The sequence below is a fragment of the Streptomyces griseoluteus genome, assembly GCF_004784465.1.
Classification (GTDB): Bacteria; Actinomycetota; Actinomycetes; order Streptomycetales; family Streptomycetaceae; genus Streptomyces; species Streptomyces griseoluteus.
In genome coordinates this window covers 490,630-511,295 of sequence record NZ_SRRU01000002.1, presented here as the reverse complement: position 1 = coordinate 511,295, position 20,666 = coordinate 490,630, and the positions used below count along the sequence as shown (strand labels likewise).

General features: G+C 71.1%; 17 protein-coding genes and 1 tRNA gene. 10 read left to right on the top strand and 8 right to left on the bottom strand.

Annotated features, from left to right (window positions below; all coding sequences use genetic code 11):
* Nucleotides 1-85: 85 nt before the first annotated feature.
* From E5082_RS07780 to E5082_RS07760, 5 genes are all read left to right on the top strand, one after another.
* Nucleotides 86-1,318, top strand: a complete 1,233-nt coding sequence (locus tag E5082_RS07780; protein WP_135790520.1) for a branched-chain amino acid ABC transporter substrate-binding protein — start codon at nucleotides 86-88, stop codon at nucleotides 1,316-1,318.
* A 114-nt stretch (nucleotides 1,319-1,432) separates the two neighbouring features.
* Nucleotides 1,433-2,365, top strand: coding sequence for a branched-chain amino acid ABC transporter permease (locus E5082_RS07775; protein ID WP_031182872.1), 933 nt, complete (start codon nucleotides 1,433-1,435; stop codon nucleotides 2,363-2,365).
* A 5-nt stretch (nucleotides 2,366-2,370) separates the two neighbouring features.
* Nucleotides 2,371-4,212: a branched-chain amino acid ABC transporter permease gene (locus E5082_RS07770; RefSeq protein WP_135790519.1), complete on the top strand. Its 1,842-nt coding sequence runs from the start codon at nucleotides 2,371-2,373 to the stop codon at nucleotides 4,210-4,212.
* Nucleotides 4,213-4,217: 5 nt separating this feature from the next.
* On the top strand, nucleotides 4,218-5,126 hold the full coding sequence (locus E5082_RS07765) for an ABC transporter ATP-binding protein (RefSeq protein ID WP_135790518.1): 909 nt from the start codon (nucleotides 4,218-4,220) through the stop codon (nucleotides 5,124-5,126).
* Entirely contained in the window at nucleotides 5,123-5,839 is a 717-nt protein-coding gene (locus E5082_RS07760) for an ABC transporter ATP-binding protein (RefSeq protein WP_086695666.1), read from the top strand. The genes E5082_RS07765 and E5082_RS07760 overlap by 4 nt, the downstream gene beginning before the upstream one ends.
* A gap of 64 nt (nucleotides 5,840-5,903) precedes the next feature.
* On the opposite strand, the gene E5082_RS07755 is transcribed toward E5082_RS07760, so the two are convergent.
* The gene (locus E5082_RS07755) at nucleotides 5,904-6,563 is read right to left on the bottom strand and encodes an ANTAR domain-containing response regulator (protein ID WP_135790517.1); all 660 of its coding nucleotides are present in this window, start codon (nucleotides 6,561-6,563) and stop codon (nucleotides 5,904-5,906) included.
* 100 nt (nucleotides 6,564-6,663) lie between these two features.
* Between E5082_RS07755 and E5082_RS07750 the strand changes: the two genes are divergently transcribed.
* Nucleotides 6,664-6,738: transfer RNA gene (locus tag E5082_RS07750), tRNA-Leu, on the top strand.
* Between the two features lie 106 nt (nucleotides 6,739-6,844).
* Nucleotides 6,845-7,621, top strand: a complete 777-nt coding sequence (locus E5082_RS07745; protein ID WP_135790516.1) for a helix-turn-helix domain-containing protein — start codon at nucleotides 6,845-6,847, stop codon at nucleotides 7,619-7,621.
* A 3-nt stretch (nucleotides 7,622-7,624) separates the two neighbouring features.
* Here the strand turns inward: E5082_RS07745 and pyk are convergent, their stop codons facing one another.
* Complete coding sequence (gene pyk / locus E5082_RS07740) at nucleotides 7,625-9,061, bottom strand: pyruvate kinase (RefSeq protein ID WP_135790515.1); 1,437 nt, start codon at nucleotides 9,059-9,061, stop codon at nucleotides 7,625-7,627.
* A gap of 181 nt (nucleotides 9,062-9,242) precedes the next feature.
* On the bottom strand, nucleotides 9,243-9,926 hold the full coding sequence (locus tag E5082_RS07735) for an SIMPL domain-containing protein (RefSeq protein ID WP_135790514.1): 684 nt from the start codon (nucleotides 9,924-9,926) through the stop codon (nucleotides 9,243-9,245).
* A gap of 150 nt (nucleotides 9,927-10,076) precedes the next feature.
* On the opposite strand from E5082_RS07735, the gene E5082_RS07730 reads away from it, so the two are divergent.
* Nucleotides 10,077-11,888 (top strand): bifunctional metallophosphatase/5'-nucleotidase, encoded by a 1,812-nt coding sequence (locus tag E5082_RS07730; RefSeq protein WP_135790513.1) that lies wholly within the window; start codon nucleotides 10,077-10,079, stop codon nucleotides 11,886-11,888.
* On the opposite strand, the gene E5082_RS07725 is transcribed toward E5082_RS07730, so the two are convergent.
* Both E5082_RS07725 and E5082_RS07720 read right to left on the bottom strand, forming a co-directional pair.
* Nucleotides 11,885-13,318, bottom strand: a complete 1,434-nt coding sequence (locus tag E5082_RS07725; RefSeq protein WP_135790512.1) for a lysine N(6)-hydroxylase/L-ornithine N(5)-oxygenase family protein — start codon at nucleotides 13,316-13,318, stop codon at nucleotides 11,885-11,887. The two genes, E5082_RS07730 and E5082_RS07725, sit on opposite strands and share 4 nt — an antisense overlap.
* Nucleotides 13,315-14,673 carry a pyridoxal phosphate-dependent decarboxylase family protein gene (locus tag E5082_RS07720; RefSeq protein WP_135790511.1) on the bottom strand — a complete coding sequence of 453 codons (1,359 nt, stop codon included), beginning with the start codon at nucleotides 14,671-14,673 and terminating at the stop codon, nucleotides 13,315-13,317. The genes E5082_RS07725 and E5082_RS07720 overlap by 4 nt, the downstream gene beginning before the upstream one ends.
* Nucleotides 14,674-14,822: 149 nt before the next feature.
* Between E5082_RS07720 and E5082_RS07715 the strand changes: the two genes are divergently transcribed.
* Nucleotides 14,823-15,317, top strand: coding sequence for a GNAT family N-acetyltransferase (locus tag E5082_RS07715; RefSeq protein ID WP_135790510.1), 495 nt, complete (start codon nucleotides 14,823-14,825; stop codon nucleotides 15,315-15,317).
* A 24-nt stretch (nucleotides 15,318-15,341) separates the two neighbouring features.
* On the opposite strand, the gene pepN is transcribed toward E5082_RS07715, so the two are convergent.
* Both pepN and E5082_RS07705 read right to left on the bottom strand, forming a co-directional pair.
* Nucleotides 15,342-17,822 carry an aminopeptidase N gene (gene pepN, locus E5082_RS07710; RefSeq protein ID WP_135790509.1) on the bottom strand — a complete coding sequence of 827 codons (2,481 nt, stop codon included), beginning with the start codon at nucleotides 17,820-17,822 and terminating at the stop codon, nucleotides 15,342-15,344.
* 88 nt (nucleotides 17,823-17,910) lie between these two features.
* Nucleotides 17,911-18,249, bottom strand: a complete 339-nt coding sequence (locus E5082_RS07705) for a chorismate mutase (protein WP_130334497.1) — start codon at nucleotides 18,247-18,249, stop codon at nucleotides 17,911-17,913.
* 155 nt (nucleotides 18,250-18,404) lie between these two features.
* Between E5082_RS07705 and E5082_RS07700 the strand changes: the two genes are divergently transcribed.
* Entirely contained in the window at nucleotides 18,405-19,298 is an 894-nt protein-coding gene (locus tag E5082_RS07700) for a hypothetical protein (protein ID WP_135790721.1), read from the top strand.
* A 16-nt stretch (nucleotides 19,299-19,314) separates the two neighbouring features.
* Here E5082_RS07700 and E5082_RS07695 read toward each other — a convergent pair whose 3' ends face one another.
* A complete protein-coding gene (locus E5082_RS07695) occupies nucleotides 19,315-20,526 on the bottom strand; it encodes an esterase/lipase family protein (RefSeq protein WP_190045169.1) in 1,212 nt (403 codons plus the stop codon).
* Nucleotides 20,527-20,666: the final 140 nt, after the last annotated feature.

The window sequence follows — 20,666 nt, the reverse complement described above, 5'->3', positions numbered from 1 at the left end:
CACCGCGCCCCGGATTCGCTTTTCGGCCAGGCGCGCGGCTCGACCGTTTCCATGGGGATGCGGTCGTCCAGGGAAAGGACTGATCGTGCGTCAACGTTCGCTCATCGCCATCACCGCCGCGCTGTCCGCGGGAGCGCTCACCCTCACCGCCTGCGGCTCGCGCGACAGCGGCGACAACGGCTCCGACGCCAAGGGCGGCACCACCGTCACCATCGGCATCGACGCCCCGCTGACCGGCGACCTGTCCGCGCTGGGCCTCGGCATCAAGAACTCGGTGGACCTCGCGGTCAAGAACGCGAACAAGAAGGAGTACGTCAAGGGCGTCACCTTCAAGGTCGAGGCCAAGGACGACCAGGGCCAGCCCTCCTCCGGCCAGCAGAACTCCACCGCCTTCGTCACCGACAAGAGCGTCCTCGGGGTCGTCGGCCCGCTCAACTCCTCCGTCGCCGAGTCGATGCAGAAGGTCCTCGACGACGCCAAGCTGGCGCAGGTCTCCCCCGCCAACACGGGCCCCGGTCTCACCCAGGGCCCGGACTGGCAGAAGAAGAAGGTGCGCCAGTACAAGTCGTACTTCCGCACCGCGACCACCGACGCCATCCAGGGCCCGTACGCGGCGGAGTACGTCTTCAACAAGGCCAAGAAGAAGAAGGTCTTCGTCATCGACGACAAGAAGACCTACGGCGCCGGCCTCGCCGCCACCTTCACCGACGCGTTCAAGAAGCTCGGCGGCAAGGTCGTCGGCACCGAGCACATCAACCCCGACACCAAGGACTTCTCCGCGGTCGCCACCAAGGTGAAGAACTCCGGCGCCGACGTCGTCTACTACGGCGGCGAGTACCCGCAGGCCGGTCCGCTCACCAAGCAGATCAAGGCCGCCGGCGCCAAGGTGCCGCTGGTCGGCGGCGACGGCATCAAGGACGACACCTTCTTCAAGCTCGGCGGCCCCGCCGCCACCGGCGACTACGCCACCTCCGTCGGCGCCCCGGTGGAGACCCTCCCCTCCGCCAAGCAGTTCGTCGCCGACTACAAGGCGGCGGGCTACAAGGAGGCGTACGCGGCCTACGGCGGCTACTCCTACGACTCCGCCTGGTCGATCATCGAGGCCATCAAGAAGGTCGTCGACGACAACGACGGCAAGGTGCCCTCCGACGCCCGCGCCAAGGTCACCGCCGCCCTCCAGAACGTCTCCTTCGACGGCGTGACCGGCAAGGTCTCCTTCGACGAGTACGGCGACGCCACCAACAAGCAGCTCACGGTGTACTCCGTCAAGGACGGTGCCTGGAAGGCCGTGGAGTCCGGCACCTACAACGGCTCCTGACCCACGCCCGCACCAGCCGAGCCGCGCGGGGCGCTCAAGAGGCGCCCCGCGCGGACTCGCATCCGGCCACTTCCGGCCACATCCGTCGCTTATCCCACGCTCGGAGGACATGCGGTGAACGAACTGCCGCAGCAGCTCGTCAACGGCCTGCTACTTGGTTCCATGTACGGGCTGGTCGCCATCGGCTACACCATGGTCTATGGCATCGTCCAGCTCATCAACTTCGCCCACGGCGAGATATTCATGACCGGCGCCTTCGGCGCCCTCACCGTCTACGTGTACATCCTTCCCGACGGCACCTCCATGTGGATCGCCCTGCCGCTGATGCTGGTGGGCGCCATCGTGGTCGCCGTGACCGTCGCCGTCGGAGCGGAACGATTCGCCTACCGGCCGCTGCGCAGCGCCCCCCGGCTCGCCCCGCTGATCACCGCCATCGGTCTCTCCCTCGCCCTCCAGCAGGCCGTGTGGGCGTGGTACCCCGAGGCCAAGTCCGCGCGCACCTTCCCGAGCATCCCCGGCGGACCCTTCGAGATCGGCAACGTCACCATCCAGACCGGAGACGTCTTCCTCGTCGCCGCCGCCCCGCTCAGCATGGCCGTCCTCGCCTACTTCGTGATGCGCACCCGCACCGGACGCGGCATGCAGGCCACCGCCCAGGACCCGGACACCGCCAAGCTGATGGGCGTCAACACCGACCGCATCATCGTGATCGCGTTCGCCCTCGGCGCCGCCTTCGCCGCGGTCGGCTCCGTCGCCTACGGCTTCAAGTACGGCCAGATCGACTTCCGCATGGGGTTCATCCTCGGCCTCAAGGCGTTCACCGCGGCCGTCCTCGGCGGCATCGGCAACATCTACGGCGCCATGCTCGGCGGCCTCGTCCTCGGCGTCGCCGAAGCCCTGTCCACCGCCTACATCGCGGACATCCCCGGCATGGACAAGTTCGGCAGCCAGTCCTGGGCAGACGTCTGGGCGTTCGTACTCCTCATCCTCGTGCTCCTGCTGAGGCCACAGGGCCTGCTCGGCGAGCGCGTCGCGGACAGGGCGTGACACCGATGACCACACACACCACCGCACCCGGCACCCCGGAGACCCCGGACACCCCGGACTCCAACGCCCCCGCCGCCACCGGCCTGATCGGCCTGCCGGCCACCGTCGGCCGGGCCCTGGCCACCGGCGGCGGCGCCCTCGCCGTCGTCTCCGCCTTCCTCGCCTGGACCTGGACCGCCGAATTCCCCGGCGACCTCACCGTCTACGGCTACCCCGGCGGCCTCCAGGTCCTCGTCCTCATCGGCGGCCTGTTCACCACCCTGTTCGGCCTCGCCTCCTACGGCGTCAAGGGCCTCAAGGTCCTCACCCCCGGCAACGCCGACAGCGCCCTCAAGCTCGCCGCGCTCGGCACCTTCGCCACCGCCTGGTACACCGTCATCGCCATCAGCGCCAAGCTCGGCGGCGTCGTCAACCTCGAACCCGGCGGCTACCTCGTCGCGCTGGCCACCCTCGTCGCCCTGCTCGGCGCCCTCGCGCTGCCCTTCCAGCGGCCCGAGCCCGACCCGGCCGACCCCGACGACACCGGCTGGGAAGCCTTCCGGCACCGCGCCCGGCAGAAGCGCGCCAACTTCAAGGCCGCCTTCGCCGCCGAACCCCCCGCCCCCGGCCGCACCCTGCCCGCCTGGGCGGAGATCCTCGTCATCACCGGCGTCATGGCCCTCGGCCTGCTCGTCTTCACCTACGGCATCGGCACCGAGTACGACGAGCTCTTCATCGGCTTCCTCCTCACCGCGGGCTTCGGCTTCGCCGCCCTCGCCAAGGCCGGACTCGTGGCCCGGATCTCGGCGATCACCACACGGCACCGCACCGTCACCATGACCGGCGCCTTCGTCGCCGCCGCGGCCTTCCCCTTCACCCAGTCCGACGACCAGTACGCCACCATCGGCGTCTACATCCTCATCTTCGCCACCGTCGCCCTCGGCCTGAACATCGTCGTCGGCCTCGCCGGCCTGCTCGACCTCGGCTACGTCGCGTTCCTCGGCGTCGGCGCCTACACCGCCGCCCTCGTCTCCGGCTCGCCCTCCTCGCCGCTGCACGTGCACTGGCCCTTCTGGGCCTCCGCCCTGCTCGGCGCGGTCGTCGCCATGATCTTCGGCGTCCTCATCGGCGCCCCGACCCTGCGGCTGCGCGGCGACTACCTCGCCATCGTCACCCTCGGCTTCGGCGAGATCTTCCGCATCACCGTCCTCAACATGGACGGCACCTCCGGACCCGACGTCACCAACGGCTCCAACGGCATCTCCTCGATCCCGAACCTCAACATCCTCGGGTTCGACTTCGGCCAGGAACACCAGTTGCTCGGCACCACCATCGGGCGGTTCGCCAACTACTTCCTGCTGATGCTGCTCATCACCCTGGTCGTGGTCGTCGTCTTCCGGCGCAGCAGCGACTCCCGCATCGGCCGCGCCTGGATCGCCATCCGCGAGGACGAGACCGCCGCCCTCGCCATGGGCATCAACGGCTTCAGGGTCAAGCTCATCGCCTTCGCCCTCGGCGCCTGCCTCGCCGGACTCGCCGGCTCCGTCCAGGCCCACGTCACCTACACCGTGACACCGGAGCAGTACCAGTTCGCCCACGTCGTCCCGCCCAACTCGGCCTTCCTGCTCGCCGCGGTCGTCCTCGGCGGCATGGGCACCATCTCCGGGCCCCTCGTCGGCGCCTCGCTGCTCTACCTGATCCCGGCCAAGCTGCAGTTCCTGGGCGACTACCAGCTCTTCGCCTTCGGCGTCGCGCTCGTCCTGCTGATGCGCTTCCGCCCCGAGGGCCTCATCCCCAACCGGCGCCGCCAACTCGAGTTCCACGAGGACACCGCCGCGCCCGCCGTCCTCAGCAAGGCAGGGGCCTGACCACCATGACCACCGACACCACCACCAAGGACACCGCACCCGGCACCACCCCCGGCGAGACGGTCCTCGACGCCCGCGGCGTCACCATGCGCTTCGGCGGACTCACCGCCGTCCGCGACGTGAACCTCACCGTCAACAGCGGCGAGATCGTCGGCCTCATCGGCCCCAACGGCGCCGGCAAGACCACCTTCTTCAACTGCCTCACCGGCCTCTACGTCCCCACCGAGGGCGAGGTCCGCTACAAGGGCACCGTCCTGCCGCCCAAGTCCTTCAAGGTCACCGCGGCCGGCATCGCCCGCACCTTCCAGAACATCCGGCTCTTCGCCAACATGACCGTCCTGGAGAACGTGCTCGTCGGCCGGCACACCCGTACCAAGGAAGGACTCTGGTCCGCCCTGCTGCGCGGCCCCGGCTTCCACAAGGCCGAAGCCGCCTCCCGCGCCCGCGCCATGGAACTCCTCGCCTTCGTCGGCCTGGACGCCAAGGCCGAGCACCTCGCCCGCAACCTCCCCTACGGCGAGCAGCGCAAACTGGAGATCGCCCGCGCGCTGGCCAGCGAGCCCGGCCTGCTCCTGCTCGACGAGCCCACGGCGGGCATGAACCCGCAGGAGACCCGCGCCACCGAGGAACTGGTCTTCGCCATCCGCGACCAGGGCATCGCCGTCCTCGTCATCGAGCACGACATGCGCTTCATCTTCAACCTCTGCGACCGCGTCGCCGTCCTCGTCCAGGGCCAGAAGCTGATCGAGGGCGACAGCGCCACCGTCCAGGGCGACGAACGCGTCGTCGCCGCCTACCTCGGTGAACCCTTCGAGGACGCCCCCGGCGACGAGGAGGCCGCCGAGGTCGAGGCGGCCGAGGCACAGGCGGACGCCGTGCCCGGCAAGGAGAACCGCAAGGAGACCGACCGATGACCGCACTGCTCGAAGTCGAGGACCTGCGGGTCGCCTACGGCAAGATCGAAGCCGTCAAGGGCATCTCGTTCAAGGTCGAGGCCGGCCAGGTCGTCACCCTCATCGGCACCAACGGCGCGGGCAAGACCACCACGCTGCGCACCCTGTCCGGGCTGCTCAAGCCGGTCGGCGGGCAGATCCGCTTCAACGGCAGGTCGCTGAAGAAGGTCCCGGCCCACCAGGTGGTCTCCCTCGGGCTCGCCCACTCCCCCGAGGGGCGGCACATCTTCCCGCGCATGACCATCGAGGACAACCTGCGCCTCGGGGCCTTCCTGCGCAACGACAAGCCGGGCATCGAGAAGGACATCCAGCGCGCCTACGACCTCTTCCCCATCCTCGGGGAGCGGCGGAAGCAGGCCGCGGGCACCCTCTCCGGCGGTGAGCAGCAGATGCTCGCCATGGGGCGGGCGCTGATGTCACAGCCGCAGCTGCTCATGCTGGACGAGCCGTCCATGGGGCTCTCGCCGATCATGATGCAGAAGATCATGGCGACGATCGCCGAGCTGAAGGCGAGCGGCACCACGATCCTCCTGGTCGAGCAGAACGCCCAGGCGGCGCTCTCGCTCGCTGACCAGGGACACGTCATGGAGGTCGGCAGCATCGTGCTCTCCGGCACCGGGCGGGACCTGCTCACCGACGAGTCGGTGCGCAAGGCGTACCTCGGCGAGGACTGAGCGCGGTACGAAAAGGCCCGCGTCCCTCCGGCTCGGGGGGCGCGGGCCTTCTTCGTGCCGTCGGTCAGCCCTTCTTGGCCGACTTCTTCTCCTGGTCGTCGGAGATGACCGCCTCCGCGACCTGCTGCATCGACAGGCGGCGGTCCATCGAGGTCTTCTGGATCCAGCGGAACGCGGCGGGCTCGCTCAGGCCGTACTCGGTCTGGAGGATCGACTTCGCGCGGTCGACCAGCTTGCGGGTCTCCAGGCGCTGGCTGAGGTCGGCGACCTCCTGCTCCAGCTGCTTCAGCTCGGTGAAGCGGGAGACGGCCATCTCGATCGCCGGGACCACGTCGGTCTTGCTGAACGGCTTCACGAGGTACGCCATCGCGCCGGCGTCGCGGGCCCGCTCCACGAGGTCGCGCTGCGAGAAGGCGGTGAGCATCAGGACCGGGGCGATGGACTCCTCGGCGATCTTCTCGGCCGCGGAGATGCCGTCCAGCTTGGGCATCTTCACGTCCAGGATGACCAGGTCCGGCTTGTGCTCACGGGCCAGTTCCACGGCCTGCTCGCCGTCCCCGGCCTCACCGACCACCGTGTAGCCTTCCTCCTCCAGCATCTCCTTGAGGTCGAGCCGGATCAGCGCCTCGTCCTCGGCGATGACGACCCGGGTCGTCAGCGGGGGCACATGCGACTTGTCGTCGTCGGACACGTCTGCGGGCTGGGGCGACTCGGGAGTCGTCACTGGGGCTCTCCGTTCAGGGCAGGGGTGCTGCTGACAAGAGCCTACCTAGCTACGGTATGGTGGACGCGCGGAGGGTCAAGGGACACCTTGGAATCTGCGAGCCCCGGTAGCCCAATTGGCAGCAGGCAATGGATTCAAAACCCATACAGTGTCGGTTCGAATCCGACTCGGGGCACTTTTCCTTCGATTCGAAGGATTGACTCAGCAAGCGGATGCTCACGTTCTCGTGAACATCCGCTTTTTGCTGCGTGTCGTCGCAATTGGCCGCACAAGGTGGCCGTATGTACGACCTCAGCACACGTGAGCGGGCGCTCGCACTTGTGGCCCAAGGCCGCAGCCTCAACTCTGTCAGCAGAGAAACCGGAATCTCCCGCAGTGCGATTCGATCCTGGCAAACCCGCATCACACCGCTCCCGCGTATGCAGAGCACTCCGTGTTCACTGTGCGGTCCGACGGGAGAGCCGCCTGCGGACAAGGCTTCATACAGCTACCTTCTTGGCCTCTACCTCGGTGACGGCTGCATCAGCCCGGGCATGAAGGCGGGCTACTACCTCCGCATCGCATGCTGCGATGCCTGGCCGGGTCTCATCGAAGCCTGTGTCGCCGCGGTCGAAACCATCAACCCCAGCAAGAAGGCATACCGGGTCCAAGCTGTCGGGTACACGTCCGTGGTCGGCTACAGCCGACATTGGTGTTGCCTCTTCCCCCAGCATGGTCCGGGCAAGAAGCACGAGCGCGCGATCACTCTCGAACCATGGCAGGAAGCGCTCGTCGACGCCCACCCCTGGGAATTCGTACGCGGCCTCATCCACTCCGACGGCTGCCGTATCACCAACTGGACGACGCGGCTGGTCGGCGGGGAACGAAAGCGCTATGAGTACCCGAGGTACTTCTTCACCAATGTCTCCGCCGACATCCGACGCCTCTACACCGACACTCTGGACAAACTCGGCGTCGAGTGGACCCTGTGCACGCGCAACGGAAGGCCGTTCAGTATCTCCGTCGCCCGCAAAGCCTCCGTCGCCCTCATGGACACCCACGTGGGGCCCAAGCACTGACCCCTACTTAGGGCTGTCGTCCTCCGCGATGTGGTGGACGCGGACCAGGTTGGTGGTGCCGGGGAGGCCGGGTGGGGAGCCGGCGGTGATGACGACGACGTCGCCCTTTTCGCAGCGGCCGTAGCGGAGAAGCAGCTCGTCGACCTGGTCGACCATCGCGTCGGTGGAGTCGACGTGGGGTCCGAGGAAGGTTTCCACGCCCCAGGTGAGGCTGAGCTGGGAGCGGGTGGAGGGTTCGGGGGTGAAGGCGAGGACGGGGATGGGTGAGCGGTAGCGGGAGAGGCGGCGGGCGGTGTCGCCGGACTGGGTGAAGGCGACGAGGAAGCGCGCCCCGAGGAAGTCCCCCATCTCGGCGGCCGCCCGCGCGACGGCGCCCCCCTGGGTGCGCGGCTTGTTCCGCTCGGTCAGCGCCGGCAGCCCCTTCGCCAGCATCTCCTCCTCCGCGGCCGCGACGATCTTCGCCATGGTGCACACGGCCTCGACGGCGTAGCGCCCCACGCTGGTCTCGGCGGACAGCATCACCGCGTCCGCCCCGTCGAGGACGGCGTTGGCCACGTCGGAGGCTTCCGCGCGGGTCGGCCGGGCGCTGTCGATCATCGAGTCGAGCATCTGGGTGGCGACGATGACCGGCTTGGCATTGCGCTTGGCGAGCTTGACGGCGCGTTTCTGCACGATCGGCACCTGCTCCAGCGGCAGCTCCACCCCGAGGTCGCCCCGGGCGACCATGAGCCCGTCGAAGGTGGCGACGACGTCCTCGATGTTCTCCACGGCCTGCGGCTTCTCCACCTTGGCGATGACGGGCAGCCGGCGCCCCTCCTCCGCCATGATCCGGTGCACCTCGGCGGCGTCGCGCCCACTGCGGACGAAGGAGAGGGCGACGACGTCGAAGCCGGTGCGCAGCGCCCAGCGCAGGTCGTCCTGGTCCTTCTTGGAAAGGGCCGGGACGGAGACGGCGACACCGGGGAGGTTGATCCCCTTGTGGTCGGAGATCACGCCGCCCTCCACCACACGGGTGTGCACGCGGGGGCCGTCCACTCCGGTGACCTCCAGGCAGACCCGGCCGTCGTCGACGAGCACGCGCTCACCGGGCCGGACGTCCTCCGCGAGACCGGCGTAGGTGGTGCCGCACTGGTGGCGGTCGCCCTGCACGCCCTCTTCGACGGTGATGGTGAAGGTGTCGTCGAGTTCGAGGAGTACGGGTCCTTCGGCGAAGGTACCGAGCCGGATCTTCGGACCTTGAAGATCGGCGAGGATTCCGACACTGCGGCCGGTCTCGTCGGCGGCCTTGCGGACACGCTGGTAACGCGCCTCGTGTTCGGCGTGGGTGCCGTGGCTGAGGTTGAACCGGGCGACGTCCATTCCGGCCTCGACCAGTGCCTTGATCTGGTCGTAAGAGTCGGTGGCGGGCCCCAGGGTGCAGACGATCTTTGCTCGGCGCATGGGTCGAGCCTATGGCTTACCGACGGGTAGAGAATTCTGACTCCATGGCCACTCAACAACCTTTGGGGAAAGGGTTATTGACAAGTGTTGAATTGTGCGATGAGCCGCTCCTATGAGCGATGTTTTTCGCGCGATGGTTCTTTTACCCCTAGGCGGCGCTAAAGCCGGGGCGTAGACGCCGCTAAAGCCGGGGCGGCACCAGCGTGAAGCGCGCGGTGACCTGCGCGGAGACCCACAATTGCGCGGGCTGGAGATCGAACGGTTCGGCGGATTCCGCCGCGTCGGCCCGGCGGGCGGCCCGCCCGAAGGCGGAGACGTTGCGCGGCCGGTCGGCACCGGTGTCGGCGAGTTCGGTCAGCGCGGCGAGGGAGGTGCCGAGCGCGTCGGCGTACTCGCGGGCCCGCTGGAGGGCGTCGGCGACGGCGCGGCGGCGGGCCTCGGCGTGGGCCGGGGAGTCGGGGCGCAGCGACCACGAGGGGCCGTCCAGCTCGGTCAGCTCCAACTCGGCCAGCCGTGCGGTGAGTTCGCCGAGGACGGTGAAGTCGGTGATCTCGGCGTCGATGCGGACGACCCCTTGGTGGCTGCGCACCCGCTCGCCCCGGCCGCGTTCGCTGAGTTCGGGGGTGACGCCGAGGGAGCCGGTGGTGAGTTCGGGTACGGCGTCGCCGTAGGACTTGAGGATGTCGAGCGCGGCGGTGTTACGGCGGCCCAGGTCGTCGAGGGTGGCGCGGCGGTCGCGGCCGCGCGCGGTGACGGTGACGCCGATGCGGGCGATCTCGGCCTCGGTCTGGAACTCGGCCTCGCCCCGGACGGCGAGGAGCGGGGCGTCGGCGGTGCCGTACGCGGGGTTCGCCTCAGGGGTCATACGTCCCACTGTGTCATGTGTCCGGCGTACCGGCGGGGGGAGTTGACGGAAATCGGTCACCGGATCGCAACCTGGGGGGTCTGTTGCGGCCTGTCATGGTCGGGCCACAATCTACGCGCGTTGTCGACCCCTTGCCGTGGAGACCGAGAGATGCCGTTCGACCGCCGGAAGTTCCTGAAGCAGTCCGCCGTCACCGGGGCGGGCGTGGCGATCGCGGGCGGGGCGGGAGCCCCGGCGGCCCGGGCGGCCGGAGCCGCCGCGGCGGCCCACGGGCACCACGAGAAGCGGTACGCGCTGACCGTGATGGGCACCACCGACCTGCACGGCCACGTCTTCAACTGGGACTACTTCAAGAACGCGGACTACAAGGACGCGGCGGGCAACGCCCAGGGCCTGGCCCGGATCTCGACGCTGGTGAACCAGGTCCGCGAGGAGAAGGGCCGCCGCAACACCCTGCTGCTGGACGCGGGCGACACCATCCAGGGCACCCCGCTGACGTACTACTACGCCAAGGTGGACCCGATCACCGCCGAGGGCGGCCCGGTGCACCCGATGGCGAAGGCGATGAACGCGATCGGGTACGACGCGGCGGCGCTGGGCAACCACGAGTTCAACTACGGCATCGAGACGCTGCGCCGCTTCGAGCACCAGCTCGACTTCCCGCTGCTGGGTGCCAACGCGGTGGACGCCAAGACGCTGAAGCCGGCGTTCGCGCCGTACTACATGAAGCGGTTCCACGTGCCGGGCGCGCCGCCGGTGAAGGTCGCGGTGCTGGGTCTGACCAACCCCGGCATCGCCATCTGGGACAAGGCGTTCGTGCAGGGCAAGCTGGCCTTCGAGGGGCTGGAGGAGCAGGCCGCGAAGTGGGTGCCGAGGCTGAGGTCGATGGGCGCGGACATCGTGGTGGTCTCGGCGCACTCGGGCACCTCGGGCACGTCGTCCTACGGTGACCAGGTGCCGTACGTGGAGAACGCGGCGGCGAACGTGGCGCGGCAGGTGCCGGGTATCGACGCGATCCTGGTCGGGCACGCGCACCTGGAGATCCCGGAGCTCCGGGTCGTCAACGAGAAGTCGGGGAGGACGGTCGTGCTGTCGGAGCCGCTGTGCTTCGCGGAGCGGCTGACCCTGTTCGACTTCGAGCTGGTCTTCGCGCGGGGCCGCTGGCAGGTGGAGTCGGTGAAGGCGTCCCTCAGGGACTCGCGGACGGTGGCGGACGACCCGAAGATCACCAAGCTGCTCTCCACGGAGCACGCGAAGGTGGTGGCGTACGTCAACCAGGTGGTGGGCCGGGCGACCGAGACGCTGACCACGGTGGAGGCGCGGTACAAGGACGCCCCGATCATCGACCTGATCACCAAGGTGCAGGAGGACGTGGTCAAGGCCGCGCTGGCGGGCACCGAGTACGCCTCGCTGCCGGTGCTGGCGCAGGCGTCGCCGTTCTCCCGGACGAGCGAGATCCCGGCGGGCGACGTCACCATCCGGGACCTGTCGGGTCTGTACGTGTACGACAACACGCTGGTGGCGAAGCTGCTGACGGGCGCGCAGGTGCGGGCGTACCTGGAGTTCTCGGCGCAGTACTACGTGCAGACCGCGCCGGGCGCGCCGGTGGACGTGGACAAGCTGACGAACGCGGCCGACCGCCCCGACTACAACTACGACTATGTGTCTGGGCTGTCGTACGACATCGACATCGCGCAGCCCGCCGGGTCGCGGATCAAGAACCTGACCTTCGGCGGGGCTCCGCTGGACGACGCGGCCCAGTTCGTGTTCGCGGTGAACAACTACCGGGCCAACGGCGGCGGCGCGTTCCCGTACGTGGCGTCGGCGAAGGAGCTGTGGTCGGAGTCGACGGAGATCCGGACCCGGATCGCGGAGTGGGTGACCGCGAAGGGTGTGCTGGACCCGAAGGACTTCGCGTCGGTGGACTGGAAGCTGACGCGGGCGGGCACGCCGGTGTTCTAGCAGGTCGGTCGGGGTGGAGCCCCGGTGGCGGTGCGGGCCCGGTCGGCCGTGCCGTCGCCGGGGCTCCGGCGTTGCGGGTGCAGGCCGAAGGTGGTGAAGGCGGTCCGGGCGGGGAGCGGGTACTGCTCCTTGCCGGTCAGGGAGTTGAGGATGGTGGCGCTGCGCCAGGCGGCGAGTCCGAGGTCGGGGGCGCCGACGCCGTGGGTGTGGAGTTCGGCGTTCTGGACGTGGACGCGGCCGCTGACGGCGGGGTCGAGGACGAGGCGGAACTCGTCGTCGATCAGGGGGCGTCCGGCGCTGTCGCGGCGCAGGTGGGGGTCGAGCCCGGCGAGGAGGCCGTCGAGCGGGCGCATGCGGTAGCCGGTGGCGAGGACGACGGCGTCGGTGGCGAGGCGGGTGCGGCTGCCCTGGTCGAGGTGTTCCAGGTGGAGTTCGACCTGTCCGGTGCCGAGGCGTCCGGCGGTGCGGACCTGGACGCCGGGGGTGAGGACGGCGTCGGGCCAGCCGCCGTCGAGGGTGCGCCGGTACAGCTCGTCGTGGATGGCGGCGAGGGTGCCGGCGTCGACGGCCTTGTGGAGCTGCCACTGGGCGGCGACGAGCCGGTCGCGGACGGGCTCGGCGAGGGCGTGGAAGTAGCGGGTGTGGTCGGGGGTGAAGTGCTCCAGGCCGAGCTTGGAGTACTCCATGGGCGCGAAGGCGGCGGTGCGGCCGATCCAGTGCAGGTGTTCGCGTCCGGCCGGGCGGTGGCGGAGCAGGTCGAGGAAGACCTCGGCGCCGGACTGCCCGGAGCCGACGACGGTGACGTGTCCGGCGGCGAGCAGCGCCTCGCGGTGGGCGAGGTAGTCGGCGGCGTGCAGGACGGGAACGCCGGGGGCGGCGGTGAGGGGGCGCAGCGGTTCGGGGACGTGGGGCGCGCTGCCGATGCCGATGACGATGTTGCGGGTGCGGGTGCGGCCGAGGGCCTCGGCGTGGCCGTCGGCGTCGAGCCGGGTGAAGTCGACCTCGAACACGTCGCGTTCGGGGTTCCAGCGGACGGCGTCGGCCTGGTGGCGGAAGCGGAGTCCGGGGAGCTGTCCGGCGACCCAGCGGCAGTAGGCGTCGTACTCGGCGCGCTGGATGTGGAAGTGCTCGGCGAAGTAGAAGGGGAAGAGCCGGTCGCGGGTGCGGAGCCAGTTGAGGAAGCTCCACGGGCTGGTGGGGTCGGCGAGGGTCACCAGGTCGGCCAGGAAGGGGACTTGGAGGGTGGTGCCGTCGATGAGGAGGCCGGGGTGCCAGTCGAAGCCGGGGCGCTGTTCGTAGAAGACGGCGTCGAGTTCGGCGAGGGGTGCCGCGAGGGCGGCCAGGGAGAGGTTGCAGGGGCCGATGCCGATGCCGACAAGGTCGCGGGGGGACTCGGGTTCCTGGCCTTCAGGGTGGGGCGGGTGGCTCATGCGGGGGTGTGTCCTTCGGCGAGTTTCAGCAGGTGGGCCAGGTCGTCGGGCCCGGTGTGGGGGTTGAGGAGGGTGGCCTTGAGCCAGAGGCGGCCGTCGGCGTGGGCCCGGCCGAGGACGGCGCGGCCCTCGTGCAGCAGGGTGCGGCGGACGGCGGCGACGGCGTCGTCGCTCGCGTGGGCGGGCCGGAACAGCACGGTGGCGAGGGTGGGCCGGTCGTACAGTTCGAGGCGGGGGTGTGCCTCGACGCGGTCGGCGAGGTCCCGGGCGAGGGTGAGGACCCGGTCGATGAGGTCGGCGAGGCCGGTGCGGCCGAGGGTGCGCAGGGTGACCGCGGCCTTGAGCACGTCGGGTCGGCGGGTGGTGCGGGTGGAGCGGCCGAGGAGGTCGGGGAGGCCGGCCTCGGTGTCGTCGCCCGCGTTGAGGTAGTCGGCGCGCTGGTGGAGGGCGTCGAGTTCGGTGGCGTCGGCGACGGCGAGGAAGCCGGTGGCGACGGGTTGCCAGCCGAGTTTGTGCAGGTCGAGGGCGACGGTCTGGGCGGCGTCGAGTCCGGTGAGCAGGGGGCGGTGGCGGTCGCTGAGGGCGAGGCAGCCGCCGTAGGCCGCGTCGATGTGCAGCCGGACGCGGTGGGCGGCGCAGCGGGCGGCGATCTCGGGGAGCGGGTCGATGAGCCCGGCGTCGGTGGTGCCCGCGGTGGCGGCGACGAGGAGGGGCCCGGTCAGCTCGGTGAGGGCGGCGTCCAGCGCGGCGGGGTCCAGGGTGCCGGCCGGGGCGGGGAGGACGACCGGGTCGGGCAGGCCGAGCAGCCAGGCGGCACGGGGCAGGGAGTGGTGGGCGGCGGCCGAGCAGACCAGCCGGACGTGGGCGCCGTGGGCCTCGCGGGCGAGCAGCAGGGCGAGCTGGTTGGCCTCGGTGCCGCCGGTGGTGACCACGGCGTCGGCGAGGCCGAGCCGGGCGGCGAGGGCGCCGGTGACGCGGGCTTCGAGGGCGGAGGCGGCGGGCGCCTGGTCCCAGGAGTCCAGCGAGGGGTTGAGCGCGCTGACGGCCAGGTCGGCGGCGGTGGCGACGGCGAGCGGCGGGCAGTGCAGGTGGGCGGCGCAGAGCGGGCCGGCGGGGTCGGCGGCGCCCGCGGCGAGGGCGTGCGTGAGGGCGCGCAGGGCGTCGGGGTCGCCGTGTTCGGGGAGTACGTCGCCGAGGGCGTCGGTGACGCGGGCGGCGACGGCGTCGGGACCGCCCGCGGGCAGTGGGCCGCCGCGGGCGGCCGCGCCGGTGGTGAGGGCGCCGAGGACGGTGTCCAGGAGCGGGCGCAGGGCGTCCGGGCCGTGGGGTCCTGAGGCGAGGGGCGGGGTGCTCATGGGCTCTCCTGCGGGGCGGGGACACGCATCGGCGCTCAGGTTCGGGAGCCGGGTGTCCGCGCTGCACAACGAGCGGGAGCGGGAAATGGGTACTGCCGTACGGGGAAAACGCGTTGGAGCGGCGTCCGGGCGGCACTACCGTCGCCGGGATGAGCGAGATGTGGACGGTGGAGCTGCCCGGTGAGCGGGTGCTGCTGCGAGAGCCGGGGCCGGCCGACGAGGCGGCGCTGCTGCGGCTGTTCGAGGAGTGCGAGGACTGGTTCACGGCGGCGACGGGTCTGCCGTCGGCGCCGGGCGACGTGCAGAGCCTGTACTACGCGCTGCCCGAGGGCGCGGACCCCGCTGACAAGGTGCTGCTCCTGGTGGAGCGGGGGGGCGAGGTCGCGGGCCTGGTGGACGCGGTACGGGACTGGCCCGAGCCGGGCGCGGTGGCGGTGGGGCTGTTCCTGCTGGCGCCGTGGGCGCGGGGCCGGGGTCTGGGGCGGGTGGTGGCGGAAACGCTGCTGGGGCGGGGCGCGTCCCGTGTCACGGCGACGGTGCCGGCCGGGTGGAAGGCGGGTGAGCGCTTCCTGGAGCGGCTCGGCTTCGCCCTGGAGGCGCCGGAGGGCGCGCTGCGCCGGGCGGAGTGGCTGCGGGGGTCCTGAGCCACGCCGCCCGGCGTGGCGAAGCTACTCCCCGCGCACCCGCAACGCCCTTGCCAGGTCGTCGAGTTCGTCGGCGAGCCTGCGCCGCAGCGCGGGCACCGGGTCGGCGTCGCGCAGGCACGCCTCCCCCAGCGCCAGGTTCTCGGTGTCGACGGCGTGGTGCGGGAAGGCCCAGGCGCCGGCGGCGGTGGCGATGGCGGGCCCGCGCCGGGCGGACACCGCGACCGCCTCGTCGTAGTAGCGGGGTACGTACTCCCGGACGAGGTCGGCCTGTTCGGGCTGCCAGAAGCCCTGGGCGGTGGCCTTGAACAGGTAGTTGGAGAGGTCGTCGGTGGCGAACATCGACTCCCAGGCCCGCCGCTTGGCCTCCGGGTCGGGCAGCGCGGCACGGCAGCGGGCGGCGCCCTCCTGGCCGTTGGCGGAGGGGTCGCGCTCCAGTTCGGCGGCGATGGCGGCCTCGTCGGTGGCGCCGAGCACGGCGAGCCGTCCGAGGATGCGCCAGCGCAGCTCGGGGTCGAGTTCGGGCCCGCCGGGCACGGTGCCGTCGGCGAGCCAGGCGGCGATGGTGTCGGGCTGCGCGGCGACGTCGATGAAGTGCCGTACGGCGACCAGGCGCAGGCCCGGGTTGTCGCCGTCCTCGGTGCGGCGCAGCAGGTCGCGGCAGAGGGAGCGGAGGGTGGCGAGGGCCGCGGGCCGCTCCTCGGGGGTGAGGTAGCGGTCGGCGACGTGGGGGCCGGCGAAGGCCAGGACGCCCTCGACGAGGGCGAGGTCGGTCTCCAGCGGCAGGTGGGCGCGGGCGGTCTCCAGGTAGGCGGTGGGCGGGAGTTCGCCGTCGCGGACCGCGTCGCGCAGGGCGTTCCAGACGACGGCGCGGGTGAGCGGGTCGGGCAGGCCGGAGAGGCTGGTGCGCAGGGTCGCGAAGGACTCGGGGTCGAAGCGGACCTTGGCGTAGGTGAGATCGCCGTCGTTGAGGATGAGCAGCGCGGGCCGCTTGCCGAGCGGCTGGGGCGCGGTCTGCGGAACGTCGAGGCCGACGCGTTCGCGCAGGGTCAGGCGGCCCTCCTCGGTGAGGTCGTGGTCGTAGAGGCCGGCGGTGACGCGGTGCGGGCGGCTGCCCTCCTGCTCGACGGTCAGGACGCGCTTGCCGTCGGTGGTGGTGAGGCGGGGGGTGAGCTTGTCGACGCCGGTGGTGCGCAGCCAGGCGTCGGCCCAGGCGGGTACGTCGCGCTCGGTGGCGGAGGCGAGGGAGTCGATGAAGTCGGCGAGGGTGGCGTTGCCGAACCGGTGGCGCTCGAAGTGGACGTTGATGCCGGCCAGGAAGTCCTTCTCGCCGAGCCAGGCGACCAGTTGGCGCAGGGCGGAGGCGCCCTTGGCGTAGGAGATGCCGTCGAAGTTGAGCAGCGCGGCGGCGGTGTCGTCGACGGATTCGGGGGCGACGGGGTGGGTGGAGGGGCGCTGGTCGGCGTCGTAGCCCCAGGACTTGCGGGTGACGCCGAACTCGACCCAGGGCTGGGTGAAGCGGGTGGCCTCCAGGGTGGTCTGGTAGCCCATGTACTCGGCGAAGGACTCGTTCAGCCAGATGTCGTCCCACCACCTGAGGGTGACGAGGTCGCCGAACCACATGTGGGCCATCTCGTGCGCGATGACCATGGCGCGGGTCTGCCGCTCGGTGTCGGTGACGGCGGAGCGGAAGACGAACTCGTCGCGGAAGGTGACGAGTCCGGGGTTCTCCATGGCGCCGGCGTTGAACTCGGGGACGAACGCCTGGTCGTAGGAGTCGAAGGGGTAGGGCTCCTCGAACTTCTCGTGGTACCGGTCGTAGAGGGCGCGGGTGGTGTCCAGGATTTCGTCGGCGTCGGCGTCGAGGTGGGGGGCGAGCGAGCGTCGGCAGTGGATGCCGAAGGGCAGGCCGCGGTGCTCGGTGCGTACGGAGTGCCAGGGGCCTGCGGCGACGGCGACGAGGTAGGTGGAGATGAGCGGGGTGGTGGCGGCGCGCCAGCGGCCCCCGCCGAGGTCCTCGGTGATGCCGTTGGCGAGTACCTGCCAGCCCTCGGGGGCGGTGACGCTCACGTCGAAGACGGACTTGAGGTCGGGCTGGTCGAAGGCGGCGAAGACGCGCTGGACGTCGTCGAGGAAGAGCTGGGTGTAGACGTAGGTCTCGCCGTCGGTGGGGTCGGTGAAGCGGTGCATGCCCTCGCCGGTGCGGGAGTAGCGCATGACCGCGTCGACGGTGAGTTCGTGCTCGCCCGCGGTGAGGTTCTTCAGCGGCAGCCGGTTGCCGTCGAGGGTGGCTGTGTCCAGGGGCTGTCCGTCGAGGGCGACGGCGCGCAGCTCGGCGGGCTTCAGCTCGACGAAGGTGTCCCCGTCCGTGCGCGCGGTGAACCGGACCGCGGTACGGGAGCCGAAGGTCTCGTCACCGGTGGTGAGGTCGAGATCGACGGTGTAGTGGTGGACGTCGAGGAACTCTGCTCGGGCTTGCGCTTCGTCGCGCGTCAGTACGGACATGGGGGCCATGCTGCCCGATCGTCCCCGGCTGCCGACAGGGGCGGTTCGGTACGCGGCTTATGTCCGCCCCACGCCGGGCGTACGCGGGTCAGGGTCGGATGTGGGCGGAGTCCTCGGCGATGCGCTCGTGGTGCCGGATCACCTCGGCGACGATGAAGTTCAGGAACTTCTCGGCGAAGGCGGGGTCGAGGCGGGCGTCCTCGGCGAGGCTGCGCAGCCGCTCGATCTGGCGGGCCTCCCGGCCGGGGTCGGCGGGCGGCAGGTGGTGGCGGGCCTTGAGGCGGCCGACCTGCTGGGTGGCCTTGAAGCGTTCGGCCAGCATGTGGACGACGGCCGCGTCGATGTTGTCGATGCTGGCCCGCAGCCGCTCCAGTTCCTCGCGGGCCTCGGGGTCGACGTCACCGGTGCCGGTGTTGCTGATGGTCATGGGCGTCAACCCTAGGCCCTGCCGTCGGACTCCCGTCGTCCGCCCCGAGGGCGGGCGTCGCGGCGCCAGGGCCTCAGGGGCGCGGGGCGGTCGCGGTGGCGGTGGGCGGTTCTACAGTGGGAGAGGTGTTCCGGGCGACCTTCGGGGGTGCGGGCGTGGTGGCAGGCGGACCGGTGGAACACGGCTTCCCGCACCTCGGGACGGTGCGGTCGGCGGTCACGGCGCTGTACCGGCGGCTGTCGGAGGACGGCCTGCGGACCTTCGCGGCGAGCGTGGCCCCGGCCGACGTGGCCTTCGGCGACGAGGACGACCTGCATCTGGGCGCGCAGCGGGTGGCGCGGGAGCTGGTGCGGCACTTCCGGCTGCCGGACGCGCGGCTGGTCGTCTGCTTCCGGGAGATGACGCACGCCGCCGATGTGGAACTCGCGGCGGGCCCGGAGTACTTCGTGGAGCTGAACGACCGTTTCCGCACCCACCGGCGGGACATCGGCGCGGCTCTCGCCCACGAGGTGGCCCATGTGTATCTGCACCGGCTGGGCCTCGCGTTCCCCACCACCGCGGAGAACGAGATCCTCACCGACACGGTGACCACGTACCTCGGCGCGGGCTGGCTGCTGCTGGACGCCTACCGGGAGCACGGCGAGGCGTCGCAGAAGCTCGGCTATCTCACCCCGGAGGAGTTCGGATACGTCCTGGCGAAGCGGGCGGCGGTGTTCGGGGAGGACCCGGCGGTGTGGTTCACCAGTCCGCAGGCGTACACGGCGTACGTCGCGGGCCGGGACCGGGCGCGGGCGGACGAGCGGCGGGCGCCGCTGAGCGGGGCGGGCTGGGCCGCCCGGCGGCGTTACGCCCACGACCGGCGTGACACCGCCCGGCAGGACACCGGCCGGCCCCGTCCGGATTCCCCCTACGAGTTCACCCCGGACGGGGCGGGGCTGAAGGTGGCCTTCCCGTGCCCGGTGTGCCACCAGCGCATCCGGGTGCCGGTGAAGGGCCGGGTCAAGGCCCGCTGCGGGCTGTGCCGGACGGTGCTGGAGTGCGACACCTAGCGGTGCCTGGTTCGGTTCAGTCGGGGAGGCGGTCGAGCAGCCAGGCGCCGAGTTCCTCGGTGACCGCCGTGTGCGCGGTGGTCGTGGAGGACCAGATGAAGTCGTCGGCCTCGCTCTCGTCCGGGTCGACGTCCTCCACCTTCACGTAGAGGTCCTTCTGCTGGTCCAGGTCGCGGAGGGCGACCGCGCTGACCGTGGGCACGAAGCAGACGTCCTCGTGCCGCAGATCGACCTGGGCGCCGGCCTTCCTCAGGGCGTCGGCGAGGATGCCGTAGGAGCGCAGGGTGCCGCCGGGGGCACCGTCCGTCTCGGGGAGGTCGCCGGTGGTGATCGTCTTCTCGGACGCGGGGAAGCGGCGCTTCAGTTCGGCGACGGTGACCTCGCGGCCCTGCGCCTGGGCGTAGAAGACGGTGCCGGGGTAGACCCGCTCCGACTTCAGCACCGTCTCGCCGGGCGGGACGGCGAGGCCGGTGCCGTCGCCGCGGCCGTTGGCGAGGGCCAGGACGCGCGGGACGCGCGGCCAGCCGCCGACGTCGGCCAGGCGCTGGAGGAACTCGCGGCGCTCGGGGGCGATGCCGTTCTGGCCGGTCATCGCGTCGTAGTGCCGCCAGAGCATCTGGCGGGCGGCCGGGCTGTTCATCTGCCGGGCGAAGTCGTTGGGCACCGGGATGAAGTGCGCGAACGCCTGGAGGCCGATGGGGATGTAGGCGCCGCGGTGCGGGGTGTCGTAGGAGAAGTACACGCCGACACGGTGGTCCATGCCCTCGTGCTCCATCTTGGCGAGCGCGTAGCGCGTGACAAGACCGCCCATGCTGAAGCCGCCCGCCATCAGGCGGGCGGAGCCGAGCTGTTCGGCGCCGGTCCGCGTCACGGCCTCGGTGACCGTCCGGGCGTTGTCGAGCACCGAGGCGCTGCGCTCGTCGAAGCCGACCAGGATGACGTCGCGGCCCCGGCGGCGCAGTTCGGTCAGGAGGGGGAAGTCGCCGTCGAGGCCCGCGTAGAGCCAGGCGAGGTCGCTCTTGCCGAGGTTGAAGCCGTCGGCCATGATCACCGGGTGGACGAGGCCCTGGTTGCGCTCGCCGTAGTAGACGTGGGCGAAGCCGCCCCGGAGCGTCCACTTCTCGTCGGGCTCGGGGGCGGTGTACCCGGCCGGCGGCGCGGTGGTCAGCGGGCCGGTGAGGGTGAACTCCCCGACGCCGCGCTCCGCCTGCTCGATCTGCTCGGTCAAGGCCGGCTCCTTCCGGAGCCGCGCACGGCGCAGCAGCCCGTCAGGTGCGGGCTGGGTGACTACGGTTGGCGCGGCGCTCCGGGCCAACATCAGCACGCCCTCCGACCTGCGGGAACGTGCCGCGCCGGTGGGTTCATCCG